1 pseudogene is annotated in these 303 nt (G+C 70.6%); it reads left to right on the forward strand.

The annotated features are described in order from the left end of the window. A pseudogene (locus tag JGS39_RS40455) lies at positions 1 to 303 on the forward strand (HAD family hydrolase); the annotation flags it as partial.

Raw genomic sequence — 303 nt, forward strand, 5'->3', positions numbered from 1 at the left:
TGCGCCCTGGGCCTCGCCACCCCGACCGCCCTCATGGTCGGCACCGGACGCGGCGCCCAGCTCGGCATCCTCATCAAGGGCCCCGAAGTCCTGGAGACCACCCGCCGCGTCGACACCATCGTCCTCGACAAGACCGGCACCGTCACCACCGGAAAAATGACCCTCCAGACCATCCACACCACGCACGGCGTCAGCGAAACCGACGTCCTGCGCCTGGCCGGAGCCCTGGAACACGCCTCCGAACACCCCATCGCCCAAGCCGTCGCCACCGGAGCCACCGACCGCACCGGCACCGCACTCCCC

The organism is Streptomyces poriferorum, assembly GCF_019399235.1.
Taxonomy (GTDB): Bacteria; Actinomycetota; Actinomycetes; order Streptomycetales; family Streptomycetaceae; genus Streptomyces; species Streptomyces poriferorum.